2 protein-coding genes are annotated in these 17,840 nt (G+C 60.6%); both read right to left on the bottom strand.

The genetic code is table 11. The features are described 5' to 3' along the window. Positions 1-21: 21 nt before the first annotated feature. Entirely contained in the window at positions 22-282 is a 261-nt protein-coding gene (locus LCF41_RS10490; RefSeq protein ID WP_109225721.1) for a hypothetical protein, read from the bottom strand. Next, positions 283-17,757 carry a hemagglutinin repeat-containing protein gene (locus LCF41_RS22260; RefSeq protein WP_284144957.1) on the bottom strand — a complete coding sequence of 5,825 codons (17,475 nt, stop codon included), beginning with the start codon at positions 17,755-17,757 and terminating at the stop codon, positions 283-285. Positions 17,758-17,840 lie beyond the last annotated feature (83 nt).

Raw genomic sequence — 17,840 nt, 5'->3', positions numbered from 1 at the left:
GTGAGGCCGGCATCGCTGAGTTTATTTTGGATATGAGATTGCAATCTTATATTCATCACAGATAAATCCCTCATCCGCTCTATTATGAGGGGTTTTATCCGTTGAAAAATATCTTAATGTCGGTTCTTCCTTTTTTATTTTCAGTTGTAACGATTGTGACATTTTTTTAGAGAAGAATATAACTTTCTCCATGTTAGACCATCCATCTGATATCTCTCTCACTGAGTTACCTTCAGCAAGAGAGATCTCGATAGCGTGGTCTATATAAGGTGATTTAGTCATTTACTTACCCAAGTCTATTTTATCTATCAAATTCAATTGACTATTGTAGTCTTTTATAAAATATTGAGTAGCGCCACCGGGACCCAGTAATGGGTTAGCCATTACTTGGCCAGAGGGGATTCTTATATCATTAGTAATCTCATAAATTCCCATTTGAGGGCGGTATCCGAACTCTGGATGAGGTGATACTTGTAGGTTTTTAAATATTGACTCTCTGCTAAATCCTGCATCTAGCAATGTATTCCATGACGTATAATAAGACGATTGTCCTGGTATCCCGCCGTATACTCTGCTACCAGCAGGTAAAGTAACCATTCCCCATTCATCTGCCTTATATCCCCATTGAACCTGATCAGATTTCGCAATGTGAATATCAAAATTAGACGACTCCCGCGCCTTCTGGCTTTCCGCGATATTAGCCTTGATGCGATCTGCCATTGACATCGTGGTATTAGTCGCTTCAGATGCCTTGCTAACGCTGTTTGTACCATAGAACCCAGCCAGTGTTGCCGTTACAGCCTGCAACTGCATCGCCGTATCATACTGCGACGCCACTTCATCCCAGCTTTTCCCTGTCTCTTTGGCTATCGCGGTTATCGCAGCATCGCGCGTGATACTGCCTGCATCCAGACCATTCAGTATAGTACTCGCGTTAGCTGCATCCTGCGGATACAGGTCTTTGTAAATCAGGCTATAGCTGACATTGTCGCCATAACTATTCAGTGCCTGCTGTGCCTGTGCAACCAGTGCCGAGCATGCCCCACCCGATTTGTTGCCCTGAGTACAGATATCACGGATAGCCTGATCACGGTCTTTATCCAGTTGACGGGTATCAGCCAGCTCTTTCGTTTCTTCTGCTGTCAGCGTTCCGGCTTTCTCCTTGCGCTCCAGTACGGTCTTCTTCTCCGCCTCTTTCGCACTCAGGAAGTTATTCTCCACCGCATTACGCCCGGACTGTGCGCCGCTGGCGGCGGAAGCCGTGCTGTTGCTTGCCAGACCGGATATCAGCCCGGACGCCAGCGTGGAAAGCGCGCTGACCGACTGCTTTTCCTCTTCCGTCAGGTCGTTTGCCGTCTTGCCCGGGTATTGCTCCGCCATAATCGCACGGGCAGCCAGTTCACCGCTGGAGGCACCGATGGCCCCCGCGGCCGCATCCTGACCCGACAGCTGGGCGACCACCGCCCCCACCACCGCGTGCGCCATCGCGTTCGCCGCGATATCCGACGCCGTGATTTTGCTTTCATCCTTCGGTAGCGTGACGTCCTTCACCAGTTGCGCCAGATACGGTGACGCCCCGCTGGCAATCGCTTTCTGGATGTCCCCGCCCGCCAGCGCCTGAATCGCCGCCGTCGCCGCCTGTGCCGCGCGCTGGAAGTCGCTGCCCGTGCCGTATTTCTGCATCTCGGCTTTGTAGGTCGGCGATTCCGTCAGCGCCTTTTTATAGACTTCCCATTCCTGCGCCGAATCACCGTCCTGCGGACGTTTGACGGTGGCGTCGCCCTTGGCTTCCGCGGCTTTCTGCGCTTTCAGCTCGCCTTCCGTGCGCACGATATCCATCACCTGCGCGCCGATTTCACCTATCAGCTGCGCCTGTTTCAGGCGTTTCTGCTCTTTCTCTTTGTTAAAGATCGGGCTGAGCGCGTTGTTCGCATGTTCAACGTCACGGCTCAGCGTAGTGATATCCTGCACCTGCTTCGCCGTATCCCGCAACAACAACGTGCCGTCGCTCACCGCCGCATAGGTGGTGCTGGACGCATTCCCGCGGCTCCCCAGCGACATCAGCGCCGACGGCACATTCATCGCCAGCGTCGAGAGCAGGCTGCCGCTCATCGAGGGACTGGCACTGAGGCCGATACCGCTGTGCTCCACCTTGAATTCGGCTTTGTTGCTGAGCCCGCTCCAGCCCAGCGTCCCCGTGTCCAGCCGGTTTTTCTCGGCGCTGGCGGTGGAGCCAATGACCGCGGCGTCAAGCTGGGTGTGCTCACCGGTTTTTATACCAAATCCTTCTTTACCCGCAAAGAGCCCGGTTTGCTGCTGCACGCTGTCATAATTGCTGTGCATCTTGTCTTTGCTGAGGCTGATATAGCCGCTACCGCCCCCGCCGCCCCAGGTAAAGCTGCCGCCCGCCGACCCGCTCACCTGTCTGGAATCATAACGCTCGCTGTCCTGCTGACTTTGCAGCAGCAGGTTACGTCCGGCATCAACATCAATGCGCTCGCCGTTCACCTGCGCGCCAGTCAGCCGCGTGTCGCGCTCGCTTTTCAGCGTGACGTGGTTACCCGCATCCACCGTGGTTTCTGACCAGCTGTTGCCCGTGCCGGTTTCCCGCCCTTTCGCCGCATTGACGTTGGCAAAAATGCTGAGCCCCGCGCTGCCGTTGCTCAGTCCCACGCTGACGCCGATATTGCCGCCGCTGCTGCTGTTCTTGCCGCTGATGTCCTCGCTGTTGCGTGCCGAGAGCAGGTGAATATCCTGCGCCGCCTTCATCATGACGTCGCCGCCCGCCTTAAGCTGGCTGCCCGCGACCGTGATATCCCCGGTACGCGACTCGATGCCGATATCCCCCGCCGCATTGAGCGTCGAGCCAAAGCTCTGTTTCTGCTCGCTGGTCTGGCTGGAGCGAGAGTTTTGCGCCCCGAGCGAAACGCTGACGCCGACAAAAGACGACTGCCCCTTATTGTTCAGTTCGGACTGGCTGCCCTGATAGGCCTGATACCCGGCCAGTCCGGCCTTCATGCCCTGAAGCAGCGCCAGCCGGCCATCGCTTTCGCTTTTCGCCGCCTGAATGCTCTGCACCGCGCTGTTAAGCGCCGAACCCACCACGCCGGACAGCGCCACGGTCAGCCCCGCGCTTTTCTGCTCAAACTCTTGCTGCTGTTTGCGGGTGTCGTAGCCCGGGTCAATGGTGACGTTGTTGCCCTGCAGGAGGATGTCTTTCCCGGCCACCATATCGGTGCCGCTAATCGTGACATCGTTCCCGGCCTTCACCGTCACCGAGTCGGTCGTACTGCCCAGGGTGCTGATACTCTGGCTTTGGGTCGCCGCCTGGTCACGCAGTTTCTGGCTGGTCGAGGTTGAACCAAGGGTAAAACCAATGCCGCCGCCGCTGAACAGGCCGCTCTTTTTCTTGCTGTGCTCTTCATAGTGCTGGTAGTTCTCGACGCTGGCCGCGGTGTTGACGTCGTTGTTCGCCAGCAGCGTCACCTGTTTGTCACCGACCACCGAGGAGCCCTGCAGGTTGATATCCTGACTGGCCGCCAGCGTGACACTGTCACCCGACAGCAGACTGCCTTTCTCATTGGTTTGCAGCGTTTCCCGCAGGGTATGCGTCACCGTCTTCGAGAAGGCCTTTTTCTTGACCGTGGTTTCTTCAAAGAAGGTGTGCTGCGTTTCGGTGGCCGACAGCAGGTTGATGTCGTTGCCTGCCTGTGCCGTCACCGCGCCGCTGGCTACGCCCTGCGCCGCCTGCAGGTTGATATCTCTGCCCGCCTGCAGGCTCAGGCCCTGGCCCGTCGTTAACTCGGTACTCTGCCGGGTGATGTTTTGCTGCCAGTCGGCATGACGGTTCCACCAGTTGCCGCTGTAGGTTTCTTCGGTTTCAGACAGCAGATTCAGGTCGCGTCCGGCCGCCAGTGTCGCATTGCCTTTGGCGTTCAGGCTGGCCGCTTCCGACAGCACATCCCGTCCGGCCACCAGATTCAGGTCGCCCCCGCTCAGCAGCTGGCTGTTTGCCACCGCCTGCGTGCGGCGCTGTGCGGTGCTGCCGCCCTGATACAGCGTCTCTTTCAGCGTGTCCTGCGCCGTCAGGCGAATATCGTTGCCCGCTGCCAGCGTCAGCGCCGTGCCGCCGGAAAGCGCGCTGGCAGCAATCTGAATATCCTGACCCGCCACCGCCTTCAGCGCCCCGCCCGCACTGACGGTGCTGCCTGCAACAGAGGTATTCAGCGCGGTGTTGCTGCTGCCCCAGCCGATATCGACCCGGTTGTTGGTCAGCGTCAGCGCTTCCATCGCCACATTGCCGTTGGCGTTCAGCGCCATGTCCTGTCCGGCGTTGAGCGTGGCCGCCACGTTGCGGATATCCTTGCCCGCGCTGAGTGCCAGGCTGTTGCCCGCGACGATTTCGGCGGTTTTGCCCAATTCGGTGAACGTGAGTGAACCGGTACCGCTGCGCGATGAGGTCGGCTGTGCAGTCTGGAAGTTGCGGCTTTCGGTGCGGTTGATGATATCGCCGTTGATGCTGGCGAGCTGCAGCGTGTTGCCTTCTATCCGGCTGCCGCTGTTGGTGATGTTGTTGAGCGCCACCAGATTCAGGCCGCCGTCTGACTTAATCAGCCCGCCTTCGTGGTTATCAATCTTGTCGCCGCTGGCAATCGCCAGTACCTCAACCGCCTTCAGCGTGCCGCTGTTGGTGACGCTGCCGCCCGCATTCAGCTCAACCTTGTTCGCGACAATCGCGCTGCCCTGCAGGTTGCTTTTATCCGCCTGCGCCAGATACAGCTTCGGTGCCAGCACGGTCTGGCCGTTGACCTCGATATTCTCCCACCAGACCAGGCTTTGGCTGAGGTTGGCGACCTGCTCCGGCGTCAGGCTGACGCCCAACTGCAGGTTCATGCCTTTCTGCGCCGCCGCGGCGTTATCCAGCAGCATTTGCATCTGTGCCAAATCGGAGCCGGTGCCGTTCAGGTGACGCTGCCCGCTCTGCTTCAGCACCGCCTGGCTGATGTAGCGGGTATCAAACTCCGCATCCCCGAGGAAGCGGTAGTCGTGCTCTGCATCCAGTCCCAGCTTGTCCAGCAGATAGGACGACCCCAGCACGCGGTCGGTCTGCGTCCACTGTGAACGGGTTTCGACCGGCACCACCGTTGACGGCTGCTGTCCCAGCAGCGTCTGCAAATCGCTGAACAGCGCGTTGTCCACCTGCCCCAGTTGTTCCAGTTTCGGGTTGGTGCGGATGAGATAGCGGCTGTCGGCATTCGGGTCGACAACCAGCAGCCCGTTATTGCCCGTCGGCAGCGGGTAATCGGTCAGCGGCTGGGGACTTAGCGTTTGCAGTCCGTTGCCGATGGCGCTCAGGAGGTCGGCCGCAGAGGGCGGTTGCGGCGCAGCAGGCGTACTCCCGCCCGGCAGGGTGTCTGTGCTGACCGCGGGCTTCGGTGCATCAACCGCCGCCATGCCCGGTGTGGTCAACACAGCAGGCGTGCCCACCGTACCCGCTATCGTGATGCCCGCGGCGGTGTTGTTCACGTTGACCGGCGTCAGGTTATTCCCGGCATCAGGCCGTTGAGTCGTCGACGACAGCGCAACCGCATCGGGGTTGTTGACGTGACCGGAAGCTGAAGGCGCTAACACCACGGCGTCGCCGGTATTGAGCGTCAGCGGCCCGGTGGTAGTCGGTGTCGTAATGACCGCGCTGATGTTCTCCGCCTGCACGCCGGCTTGCAGTGCGGTGCCAGACTGTGGCGTCAGTGCAACCGCATCGGGGTTGCTGACGTGACCGGAAGTCGAAGGCGCTAACACCACGGCGTCACCGGTATTGAGCGTCAGCGGCCCGGTGGTAGTCGGTGCCGCAATCACCGCGCTGATGTTCTCCGCCTGCGCGCCCGTTTGCAGCGCGGTGCCAGACTGTTGTGTCAACGTCACCGTTTTGCCCGACACAGCCACGCCGGCGGCATTGCCTGCCAGCGTAGCCTGCCCGCTGTTCGTTTTGGTGACGTCTACCGCACCCGCGTTAAACGACGGATCCTGACTGGTCAACTGGCGCGTGGTCTGCTTCTGCAAGGGGGACAGCGTGGTGATGGCATCCAGCACCGGTTTGGTGGACGCAGGCATAAACCCGCCGCTGCCCGACTGCAGCGTGGTATTGCTGATATCCTGTTTAACATCGGCGGTAATGGTGCCCCCCGCCTGAATTAAGGCGCTATAACTTTCGCCAACGGTTTTTTCGTAGGTTGGGGTGCCGACCAAAGAATAAGGAATGTATTTTCCCGCATTATACATTTCTCTAGATCTATATTTTCTTGCTGAAGCAGAATCATATTTATATGTTAAGTAATCATAGAAAACACCTGACTGATATGATTTATTTAAAAGTCCCTCACCACTTAATTCAATATTATTTAATGAATAAATGTTCGACGCATCATTAATCAATATTTTTGAACCGATATACATATTACTTCCGGAATAAAAATTCCCCGCACCATACTTATCATCAATGGAGATTTTTTTACTTCCAATCATCACTATTTTATCTTGATTGTCGATTGGTCGGTAAAAATAATATGTTGTACTAACCTCACACTGACAACCGTTGACACCATTGCCTATTGTTTTGGTTGTAATATAGGTATCGAGTTTATATTCATCTGGTTTAAACCAAGATAAGGGGATTGCAACAGATGTTCCACCTGCCCACTCAGGCACAGAATCCCCCGCCAACTCCGTTTCCGTCACCACAAATCCCTCACGCTGATTCGTCAGTGTGCCGGTGTTAATGGTGATATCGCCGGATTGCGTTTCGATGGTGCCGGAGCTGTTGAGCAGCGAGGTGCTGGCGTTGCCCTGGTCATCACGTTGAATGAGCAGGTTATTGCCTGCCAGTATGGTGCCAAACACGTTGGTCAGGGAGTCCGACAGCAGGCGCATATTGCCGCCCGCATACAGCATGCTGCTGTTGTGTAGCAAACCGCCGGCCTGCACCAGCAGGTCGCCCGTGGTGCCAATCAGCCCTTGGTTATTCAGCGTGTTATCACTGACCAGCGTCAGGTTGCCGCCTGCCTGCACGCTGCCCTCTTCTGCCTGTACGATGTCTTTGGCACTGATCCGTGAGTCGCCGCCGCCTGCCAGAATGCGCCCCTGATGGGTCAGCGTGCCGGTACTGGTCAACCGGACGGATTGTCCCTGCAACGTACCACGCTGGTCGAGGTCACCCGCCACGTTTAGCGTCAGCTGTTTCCCGGCGGCCATGGTTTGCGTAAAGGTCAGCGGCCCGGTGAGTTCGGCAGTCAGGTTACCCAGCGCCACCAGTTGCCCGTCCTGCTGCAGTTCATTCGTCTTGAGGCGCAAATCCTGCGCGCTGTAGAGCTTCGCGCCCTGACGGTTAATCAGCCGCTGCGTCTGCAGCGCCAGCTGTGTCAGACCCAGCAGCGTGCCGTGGTTGTCCAGTTCGTCGGCGATAATCTCCAGTTCACCGGCCTGCACCAGCCCGTTGTTCACCCACCGAGGAAGGGTCAGCGTCAGTTTGTCCTGCGCCATCAGGCTGCCCTGCTGGGTCAGCTGTCCGGTGTTCACGGCCAGCCCGCGCCCCTGCAGCCAGCCGTGGTTTTCTAGCGCTGCTGATTTCAACGTCGTGGTGCCGTCGGACAGCAGTTGTCCGCTCTGCTGGTTGATAATCCGGTCGGTCGCGTCCAGTTGCAGCGCGGCGGTGCCCTGTACCGTGCCACCGTTGGTGACGGTGTTGCCCGTCAGAATGGTAGTGGCGGCCTTGATGTCGCCCTGATTGTCCAGCGCCGCTGCCTGCACGTTCAGCGTGCCGTCGCTGCTCAGACGTGCCTGCGAGGCATGGGTAAACTGACCGGTGACGGTGGCATTAAGCGCACGGTCGCCGCGCAGAGAGCCGTGATTGTCGAGCGTCTCCGCGCCCAGCGTCAAGGTGCTGCCCTGTATCTGACCGCGGTTGATGAGATTGTTGGCCGTCAGGCTCAGGTCACCGCCGCTGACCAGCTGACTGCCCTGCGCCCCCTGATAGGCTCCGGTGAGTTGCAGCGTCCCGCGCTGCACGCCCAGCAGGTTACCCTGCTGCTCCAGGTCACGCGCGGTCAGGCGCAGGTCGTCCGACTGCCACAACCCCTGATTGCGCAGCACGCCCGTTGTCAGTTCCCCCGTGCCGCCGCTGAGCAATCGCCCCGTCGCCAGATTATCGACGCGGTCAGCGAGAGCCAGCGTAAAGCCACCGACGCCCGTCAGCGTGCCGCCGTTCTCCAGCGTCTGCCCAACCACGGTCACGCTGCCCTGCGAGAACAGCTCGCCCTGATTGTTGAGTGCGTCGCCGTTGAGCGACAGGCTGTTCAGCCCCGCGACGGTGCCGCGATTGCTGAACGTGTCGCCGTTCAGCGTCAGCGTGCCCGCCTGCCATAACCCGGCGTTATCCGCCTGTTTAGCCTGGAGCGTAGCCGCGCCTTTGCTGAGCAGCTGGCTGCCCTTATTGCCGACATAGCGCAGCACGTCGAGCAGGCGCAGCGCGTCAGTACCCTGAATGCGGCCCTGATTCTCCATCTCACGGGCGCGCAGTTGCAGGTCATTGGCCTGTAGCGTACCGGCATTGCGCAGCGTACCGCTGTCGAGGTGACCTTCGCCGTTGGTCAGCAGTTCCGCTCCGGCGCGGTTAATCAGCTCATCCCGGTTGGTGACCGTCAGGCCGTGGCTGCCCAGCAGGCGTCCGCCGTTATCCAGCGTGCCGGTGGTCAGGCTCAGCGTGCCCGCGGCTATCTCACCGCTCTGGTTCAGGCGGTCGGCCGTGATAACGGCGTCGCCGTCGCTCAGCAGACGGGAGGAAGCCGTCCCCTGATAGCTACCCAGTAGCTCAAGCCGCAGCCCGTCCTGACCGAGCAGCGACCCGCCGTTGGTCAGGGCGTTCGCCGTCAGCGCCAGCGTGTTGCCCTGCCAGACCCCGTCGTTTGTGACATCGCCCGCCTGTGCGGATAACACCCCGTTGGTCAGCAACTGACCGGTAGCGCCGACCGTCAGGCCATCGCGCAGTTCCAGCGTGATACCGCGCTCACCGATAACCGTGCCGGTGTTGTCGAACGCCCCGCCGTTCAGCGCCAGCGCCCGGCTTTCCCAGCGCCCGCTGTTGCGCAGCTGGTTGCCGCGCAGCGTCAGGGTGTCGGCAGTATGCAACAACCCCGCGCCCTGATAGTCGCCATCGAGCGACAGCGCCCCGTCGGCAATCACCGTGCCCGCATTGTTTATCGCACCACTGTCGAGTGTCACCTTACCCACGCCGGATACGGTGCCCTGATTGTCAAACTGGCTGGCGCTCAGCCAGCTGTCGCCGCCGGAGAGCAGCGTGCCCTGATTGGTGAGCAGGCTGGCCGGATTAGCACGTTCCAGCGTGACCGTTAATCCGCTATCCCCCTGAATGCGTCCGCGGTTGGTCAGTTGCTGCGCGTCAAACGTCAGGCGGTCCGCCTGTACATCACCGTCGTTTGCCACCGTTGCCGCACGTAAAACAGCAATACCCTGCGACAGCAGTTTACCGCCCTGCTGATTCGTCAGACCGTTGGCGGCGCTCAGCGACAGCGCATTAATACCAAAAATCTGCCCACGGTTGGTCAGGTCAGCCGCCTGCAGCGTGATATCGCCCGCCTGCCACTGCCCGTCATTGTCAACCTCACCCGCCGTCAGCGTACTGCTGCCCTGACTCAGCCATTTGCCCTGATTGCGGGCCGTCCCCGCAATTGCCAGCGTCAGGGCATCGACGCCCAGCATCTTGCCACGGTTCTCCAGCGTCTGCGCGTCCACAGTCAGCTTACGGGCTTCCAGCGTGCCCTGCTGATCGACATGGTTTGCCACCACGCCCAGCGTGCTGCTGCCGCTGATAAGCCCGCGGTTATCCAGTTGATTACGCAGATCCAGTTGCAGATCGTCCGCGCCCAGTATCTGCCCGTGGTTCAGCACGTCCGCCGCGGTGACGTTGATATTTTTACTGGTGAGGTCACCGGTGTTGGTCAGGGTGCCGTCCAGCGTCAGTTGCAGACTGCGCGTGCCGTTCAGCAACCCGCCGTTGGTCACCGCATTGGCACCAATAGTGAGCACCTGACTGTTCAGCACGCCCTGATTATCAAGATGATGGCCGAGCGCCAGCGTCAGTCCGTTCACGCCCATCAGGGTGCCTCGGTTGACGACGTCATTGGCCTTAATCGTCAGCGCATTGCTGCTGAGGTCACGCGTATTATTCAGCGCCTCATCCAGATGTAGATTCAGGCTGTCGACACCGGTGATTGCGCCGCTGTTGGTCAGGTCGTTCGCGTTCAGCGTCACCGCCGCCCCGTACAATGTGCCGCGGTTGGTGAGGTTATTGCCGGTTGTCAGTTCAAGACGGTCGAGGCCGTTAATTTTCCCGCGGTTGTCCAGTCTGTCGGCCTGTGCGGTCAGCTGAGTGCTGTTCAGTGTGCCCTGATTGGTTAAGGTGTCATCCAGCGTCAGTTGCAGACCGGCCACACCGGTGAGGGTGCCGTCGTTGGTCAGCGTGCGGGCAGCAACAGTGGCGAGCGTGCTCCACAGCGTGCCCTGATTGGTGACGTCGCCATTCGCCAGCGTCATCTTCAGGGATTTGTCGCCCTGAATGTGCCCGCGGTTGTTCAGGCTTTGCGCGTCCAGCGCCAGGCTGTCCGCCTGCCATTCGCCGTCGTTAACGACCTCGGCCGCGTTCAGTACCGCCATGCCCTGGGTGAGCAGCTTACCGGTTTGCGCATTGGTCAATTTATTTTTCGCCGTCAGCGTCAGCGCCGACAGCCCCAGCAGCTGGCCGGCATTCCCGACCGCATCCGCCGTCAGCGCCAGCGTGTTGCCCTGCCAGAACCCGTCGTTCATGACCGTGGCTACCTGCGCCTGCAGGATACCGTTGGTCAGCAACTGACCGGTGCTGCCAACCGTCAGGCCATCGCGCAGTGCCAGCGTGATGCCGCGCTCACCGATAACCGTGCCGGTGTTGTCGAACGCGCCGCCGTTCAGCGTCAGCGCCCGGCTTTCCCAGCGCCCGCTGTTGCGCAGCTGGTTGCCGCGCAGCGTCAGGGTGTCGGCAGTATGCAACAACCCCGCCCCCTGATAGTCGCCATCAAGCGACAGCGCCCCGTCGGCAATCACCGTGCCCGTATTGCTCATCGCCGCACTGTCGAGCGTCACCTTACCCACGCCGGACACGGTGCCCTGATTGTCAAACTGGCTGGCGCTCAGCCAGCTGTCTCCGCCGGAGAGCAGCGTCCCCTGATTGGTGAGCAGGCTGGCCGGGTTGGTACGCGCCAGCGTGACCGTTAATCCGTTATCCCCCTGAATGCGCCCGCGGTTGGTCAGTTGCTGCGCGTTCAGCGTCAGGCTGTCTGCCTGCCACTCACCGTCATTGATGGCTTCTGTCGCGCGTAATGCCGCCAGACCCTGCGACAGCAGTTTCCCGCCCTGCTGGTTATTCAGCGTATTGAGGGTCGTCAGTGACAGCGCCCTGAGACCAAAAATCTGTCCGCGGTTGGTCAGGTCAGCGGCCTGCAGCGTGATATCGCCCGCCTGCCACTGCCCGTTATTGTCAACCTCACCCGCCGTCAGCGTGCTGCTGCCCTGGCTCAGCCAGTGGCCCTGATTGCGTGCCGTCCCCGCAATCGCCAGCGTCAGCACATCGACGCCCAGCATCTTGCCGCGGTTCTCCAGCGTACCGGCTTCCACGTGCAGTTCGCGCGCTTCCAGTGTCCCCTGCTGGTCGATATGGTTTGCCACCACGCCCAGCGTGCTGCTGCCGCTGATAAGACCCTGATTATCCAGCGCATTACGCACATTCAGTTGCAGGTCATCCGCGCCCCGCACCTGCCCGTGGTTCAGCACATCCGTCGCGCTGACGTTGATATTTTTACCGGTGAGGTCACCGCTGTTGGTCAATGCGTCATTGAGTGTTAACTGCAGGCTGCGCGTGCCGTTCAGCAACCCGCCGTTGGTTACCTCATCGGCAGCAATGGCCAGCGTCTGGCTGTTCAGCGCGCCCTGATTATCAAGATGATTGCCAAGTTGCAGTGTCAGCCCGTTCACGCCCATCAGGGTGCCGCGGTTGACGACGTCATTAGCCTTAATCGTCAGCGCATTGCTGCTGAGGTCACGCGTATTATTCAGCGTCCCGTTCAGATGTAGATTCAGGCTGTCGACGCCGGTGATTGCGCCGCGGTTGGTCAGGTCGTTCGCGTTCAGCGTCACCGCCGCCCCGTACAATGTGCCGCGGTTGGTGAGGTTATTGCCGGTTGTCAGTTCAAGACGGTCGAGGCCGTTAATTTTCCCGCGGTTGTCCAGTCTGTCGGCCTGTGCGGTCAGCTGAGTGCTGTTCAGCGTGCCCTGATTGATTAACGCCTCATCCAGCGTCAGTTGAAGGCCGTTCACGCCGGTGAGGGTGCCGTCGTTGGTCAGCGTCCGGGCAGCAACAGTGGCGAGCGTGCTCCACAGCGTGCCCTGATTGGTGACGTCGCCGTTTGCCAGCGTCAGCTTCAGCGAGGTATCACCCTGAATATGACCGGCATTGGTCAGGTGCTGCGCGTCCAGCGTCAGGCTGTCTGCCTGCCATTCGCCGTCGTTAACGGCCTCGGCGGCCTTCAGCACCGCCAGGCCTTCAGTGAGCAGCGAGCCGGTTTGCGCATTGGTCAGCGTCTTGTTCGCCGTCAGCGTCAGCGCTGACAGCCCCAGCAGCTGGCCGGCATTCTCAACCGCATCCGCCGTCAGGGTCAGCGTGTTGGCCTGCCACTGGCCACGGTTTTCCAGTCGGCTGGCCGTCAGCGTGCTGTCGCCCTGACTCAGCCATTTTCCGCTGTTACGGGCCGTGGTGTTAATCGCCAGCGTCAGCGCATCCACGCCCAGCAGCGTGCCCTGATTGTCGAGCGCATCCGCCTGCACCTGCAACTGGCGGCTTTCCAGTGAACCTGACTGGTCGACCTGTTCCGCCTCAAGCTGCACCCGCTGGCTGCCGCTGATAAGGCCGCTATTGCGAACCGCGTCCTGCAGCGTCAGGTGCAGCGCGTCACCGGATATCTCGCCCTGATTGAACAGGTCGGTCGCCGACAGCGTCAGTGTTTTACCGTACAGGTTACCCGCATTGGTCAGGCTATCGGCAACCGTCAGTTGCAGTGTGTCAGTCCCGGCGATGTCACCGCCGTTAGACAGGGTATTGGCCGTAATTGCTGTCCGCTGCCCCAGCAGCGTGCCCTGATTCTCCAGCGCGTGTCCCTGCAGTTGGATAGTGTTCCCCTGCCAGCGCCCGCGGTTGGTGAGTGTGATGCCGGACCAGTCCAGCCGCCCGTCAGTCTGCAGCGTCCCGCTGCCCTGATAATTGCCCGTCAGTGACAGCGAGGTGACAGCCAGCACGGTTCCGGCATTCTCCACCGTCCCGCCAATAAGGGTTGCCGCGCCGTTGCTGGCAAGCGAGCCCTGATTGGCTAGCTGCGTGGCGCGCAGTTGCGTGTTGCCGCCAGACACCAGCGTGCCGCGGTTGTCCAGTACACCGTCGCCCGCCTCACGTCCCTGAGGTGACGATGACGCGTTGAGTTGCTGAATGTCTGCTGCCAGCGACAGCGCCATCGGCAGGAATGAACCCTGACGTGCAGCGCTTGCAGGCGCGACCGTGATGCCGATATCGCCTTCGGCCTGCACCCGTCCCGTGTTGATGAAATGGGTGGACTGCAGCGTCAGGTTATCCGCCCGCCACTCGCCGTGGTTCTCCGCCCGAACCGCCTGCAACACCGCCGCGCCCTGCGTCAGCAGTTTGCCGGTCTGCTGGTTGGTCAGCCCGTGCTGTGCCGTTACCGACAGCGCCTGAATACCGAGAAGTTGCCCGGCATTGGTGACCTCATCCGCGTCAAGCAAGAGGGACGCGGCCTGCATCAGGCCACTATTGTCCACCTGCTGTACAGTTACCACGCCATTTTTCTGGGTCAGCAGGCTGCCGTCATTCGACAGGTTACCGGCAATCGACAACGTCAGCGCATCCACGCCCAGGATGTTACCCTGATTGACCAGCGAGGCAGCCTCCAGCGTGACGGTTTTTCCTTCCAGCGTGCCTTTCTCTCGCTGGTTAACGTCGCCAGCCGTGACCGTCAGCGTATTGCTGGCGCTGATAAGCCCGGCGTTATCCAGCCACCCGGTGGTGTTCAGTTGCAGATGATTGGTGCCCTGCAATTCGCCACGGTTGTTCATGTCCACCGCCGCAACCGACAGGCTGTCGCTGCGCAACGCACCGGTATTATTCAGGCTGTCGCCGAGCGACAGCGTCAGCGTCTCGACACCGGTGATGGTGCCGTGGTTAGCCAGACGCTCTGCGGCAAGCGCGACAGTATTGCCCAGCACCGTGCCCTGATTGGTCACCTGCTTCCCTTGCAGGGACAGCGCCCGGCTTTCCCAGTGCCCGTTATTCGCCAGCGTGTCGCCATCCAGCGTCAATGTCCCTGCCGTATTCAGCAGGCCACGGCCCTGATAGTCGCCGCGCAGCGACAGGCCTGTCGCCGCGATTACCCGACCGTCGTTCATCAGCGACGTTCCCGTCAGTACCGTGTTGCCCAGGCTCGACAGCGTGCCCTGATTCTCCATCAGGCGTGCGAACAGCGTGGCGTCCCCGCCTGTCGTCACCGTGCCACGGTTGATTAACGTCCCTTTACCGTGTGTCGCTGGCAGCGTCAGGGACAAGGCCTCATCCCCCTGAATCTGACCGTCATTGGTGAGATTATTCGCCGTCAGCGTCAGGCTTTTGGCCTGCCACTCGCCGGCATTGACGACCGCCGCCGCCGTGAGCGTCGCGATGCCCTGAGACAGCAGTTTTCCTGCTTGCCGGTTGGTGAGCCCGTGGGTCGCCGTCAGCGCCAGCGCGGACACCCCGAAGATGTTCCCCGCGTTATCCAGTTCATCGACCTGCAGCGTGACGTTTTTCGCCTGCAAGGTGCCCTGATTATCGAACCGTTGTGCCGTGATGCTGCTGTCACCCTTACTCAGCAACGCCCCCTGACTGGACAGGGTGCCGGCTATCGCCAGCGTCAGCGCGTCGGTGCCGTGAAGTGAACCCTGATTGGTCAGACGTGCCGCGTCCACGCTGAGCTGATTACCCTGCAGTGTGCCGGCGTTATCCAGATTACCGGTTAAGAAAAGCGACAGGTGATTGATACCGCTCATCGTGCCGCGGTTGTCGAGAGACGTCCCGTCTGCCGTCAGGGTGAGCGCCTGCAGCGTGCCCCGGTTCTCGGTGTTCGCCGCCTGAAGACGCAGCGACTCTCCGCTGAGCCAGTCACCACTATTGGTAAAGGTATCGGCGACGGTCAGGTTCACCGCGCCCCGCGCCTGTGCCTGTCCGCTGCTGGTGAGGGTAGAGGCCTGAAGGGTCAGCGCATTGCCCTGCAACACCCCGGCATGGCTGATGACATCGCCGTGAATTGTCCAGTTGCCGCTGGCCAGCAGGCTGCCGCGGTTGTCCAGTTGCGTGGCGGTAATCTGCCCGTCGCCGGTAATACCGGTTTTACCCGCATTGAGCCAGCGTTCGGCCTTCAGCAGGAACTGCTGTGCCTGAATGGCTCCCTCGGTCTCCGCCTGTCCGGCGTTCACCGTCAGGTCCGTGCCGGCCAGCAGCGTACCGGTCGCGGATTGCGTCAGGGTGCGCGTGGCGTCCAGTTGCAGCGCGTTGTCTGCCTGAATCGTGCCCTGATTAGCCAACGTACCGGTATGCAGCTGCAATGCAGGGGCCGTGAGCGTACCGGCATTGCTGAGGCGGTCGGCGGTCACCTGCAGGGTGTTGCCGGCCTGCAGCCGGCCGCGGTTATCCAGCGACTCACCCAGCGTCAGCGCCAGTTTTTCCCCCGCGCTGAGGGTGCCGCGGTTCACCAGACTGCCGCCGTGCAGCGCCAGCATCTGTTTTGCGTTGATAACGTTGTGGTTTTCGGCCGTCTGGCTGGTCAGGTCAAGTGCGTTTGCGGTTACCTCGCCCTGATTAGTGAGCCGGTCAGCCTGTGCGGTCAGCGTCGCGGCCTGCAATGTACCGCCGTTGGTGAGGCTGCCGGCCAGCAAAAACAGCTGATTATCCGTCAGAATATGGCCCTGATTGTTCAGCACCGTTTGCAGCTCAAGCTTCACGTCATGGCGGGCGCTGAGTAATCCGCTGTTGTCCAGACGCTGGGCGTTAGCCGTCAACCGCTCCGCCGCGGCCAGCGTGCCACTGTTCGTTATGTCGCCGCCGCTGAACGTCAGCGCCTGCAACGCCGCGATATCGCCCTGGTTATCCAGCGTATCCAGCGTCAGCGCGAGGGTTTTCCCCGCCAGCGTGCCGCGCTGCACCAGACGGCCGCCCTCCACGCTCAGCGTATTGCCCGCCGCCAGATTCCCCTGCCAGTCGCCCTGCTGCGTGACGCGTACCGTGGCGCTGTCTTTTGCCTGAAGCTGCGCGCTGCCTGCACTGGTAAGGGTCTTTGCTTCCAGTCGCACGTTTTCAGCGCCCGCGCTCCCCGCCAGCGATACGGTGTCGCCGCGCATATCGAGCAGCGATTCCGCCTTGAGGCCGCTTTTCGCATCCTGCTGCAGCGATTGCCCCGCGTTGACCGTCACCTTACCGGCGGCAAGCTGGGCATTCGCCAGCGTGACAGCGTCACCTTTTACAGATAATTGATGTGCTGACCTGACGGTGCCCTGCGCATCGACGCCCGCACTGATGACGCTGTTTTGCGCTTTCAGTCCGCCACCCGATGACAACTCAATATTTTGTCCAGCACGCAGCGTCGCGTCCTGCAGCGTGATGTCCTGTCTGGCGTTCAGCGTCAGCGCGTCACCCGCCTGCTGTTTGCCCCGCAGCGCCAGCGCGTCCGCGTCTGCCTGAATAGTGCCTTGCGCCACCGTATCGCCGAGGCTGAGTTTGCCGTTGGCCGACAGCGTGATATCGCCGCTGCGCGCACTCAGGTTGCCAACGTTGACGCCCACGCCCTTGTCGCTGGACACCAGCTTGATGCGGTTGGTGTACATGCCACCCAGCGCGCCCGTATCCAGCGCGACCTTAACGCCGCTATCCGCCGCCTGCGCCGTCACCTTGCCCGTTGCGTCAACCTGACTGGCACCGAGCACAATCTGCGTATCGTTGGCATTCAGCCCGGCATTAATCTGCGCGGTGCGGGCAATCAGGCTGAGGTAGTCACTCTTACTTGCATCCAGCCCCTGCCCGGTCAGCGTGATATCGCCGCGCTGCACATCGATATGTTGCAGCTTTCCCTGCGCATCCAGCTGGGGTTTTCCGGTGGTCAGCGTCACCTGCGGGGTATTGATAAAGCCGCAGCCATCGCAGGTAATGCCGTTCGGGTTGGCCACGATGACGCTGGCCTGTTTGCCCCCCACTTCCAGGTAGCCCGCCAGCGTACTGCGGTTGCCGGACACCACTTCGTTGATAATCGCGTCGGCGCCTTTGCCTTTCAGGTTGGGGTTGTTCTGGATCAGCCCGCCAAGCTGGGTCGGATTGAGCTGTTCGGTACCGTTATTCAGGATCAGGCCGGGCTTGCCGACGTTAAAGTCCTGATACTGGTTATGGGAAATCCCCGCGCTGTTTGGCGTAGCAATATTGATGACCGGTACGCCATTACCCGCCTGATCCAGCCCGGTGTTGCCCGCCGCGACCTGCACGCCCGCCGCCATCGCCGGCAGCAGCGGCTGAAACGCAATCAGGTGGATCAGCGTATACGCCAGCAGGCGCTGTGTGGTTTTTACTGGTTTCATCCCTGAATCCCCGGTCGTAACGATTAACAACGAAACATTAAAAATGAATACTTAAAAAGACAGCCCAACGCGGTAATACACCA

Origin of the sequence: Pectobacterium colocasium (assembly GCF_020181655.1) — a bacterium.
Classification (GTDB): Bacteria; Pseudomonadota; Gammaproteobacteria; order Enterobacterales; family Enterobacteriaceae; genus Pectobacterium; species Pectobacterium colocasium.
Note: the sequence above shows the minus strand (reverse complement) of the source record. Positions and strands in the feature narration are given on the sequence as shown.

What these genes read in the sequence shown, in the direction of transcription:
- LCF41_RS10490 (WP_109225721.1), bottom strand. Translation starts at nt 282, where the DNA reads ATGACTAAATCACCTTATATAGACCACGCTATCGAGATCTCTCTTGCT.
- LCF41_RS22260 (WP_284144957.1), bottom strand. Translation starts at nt 17,757, where the DNA reads ATGAAACCAGTAAAAACCACACAGCGCCTGCTGGCGTATACGCTGATC.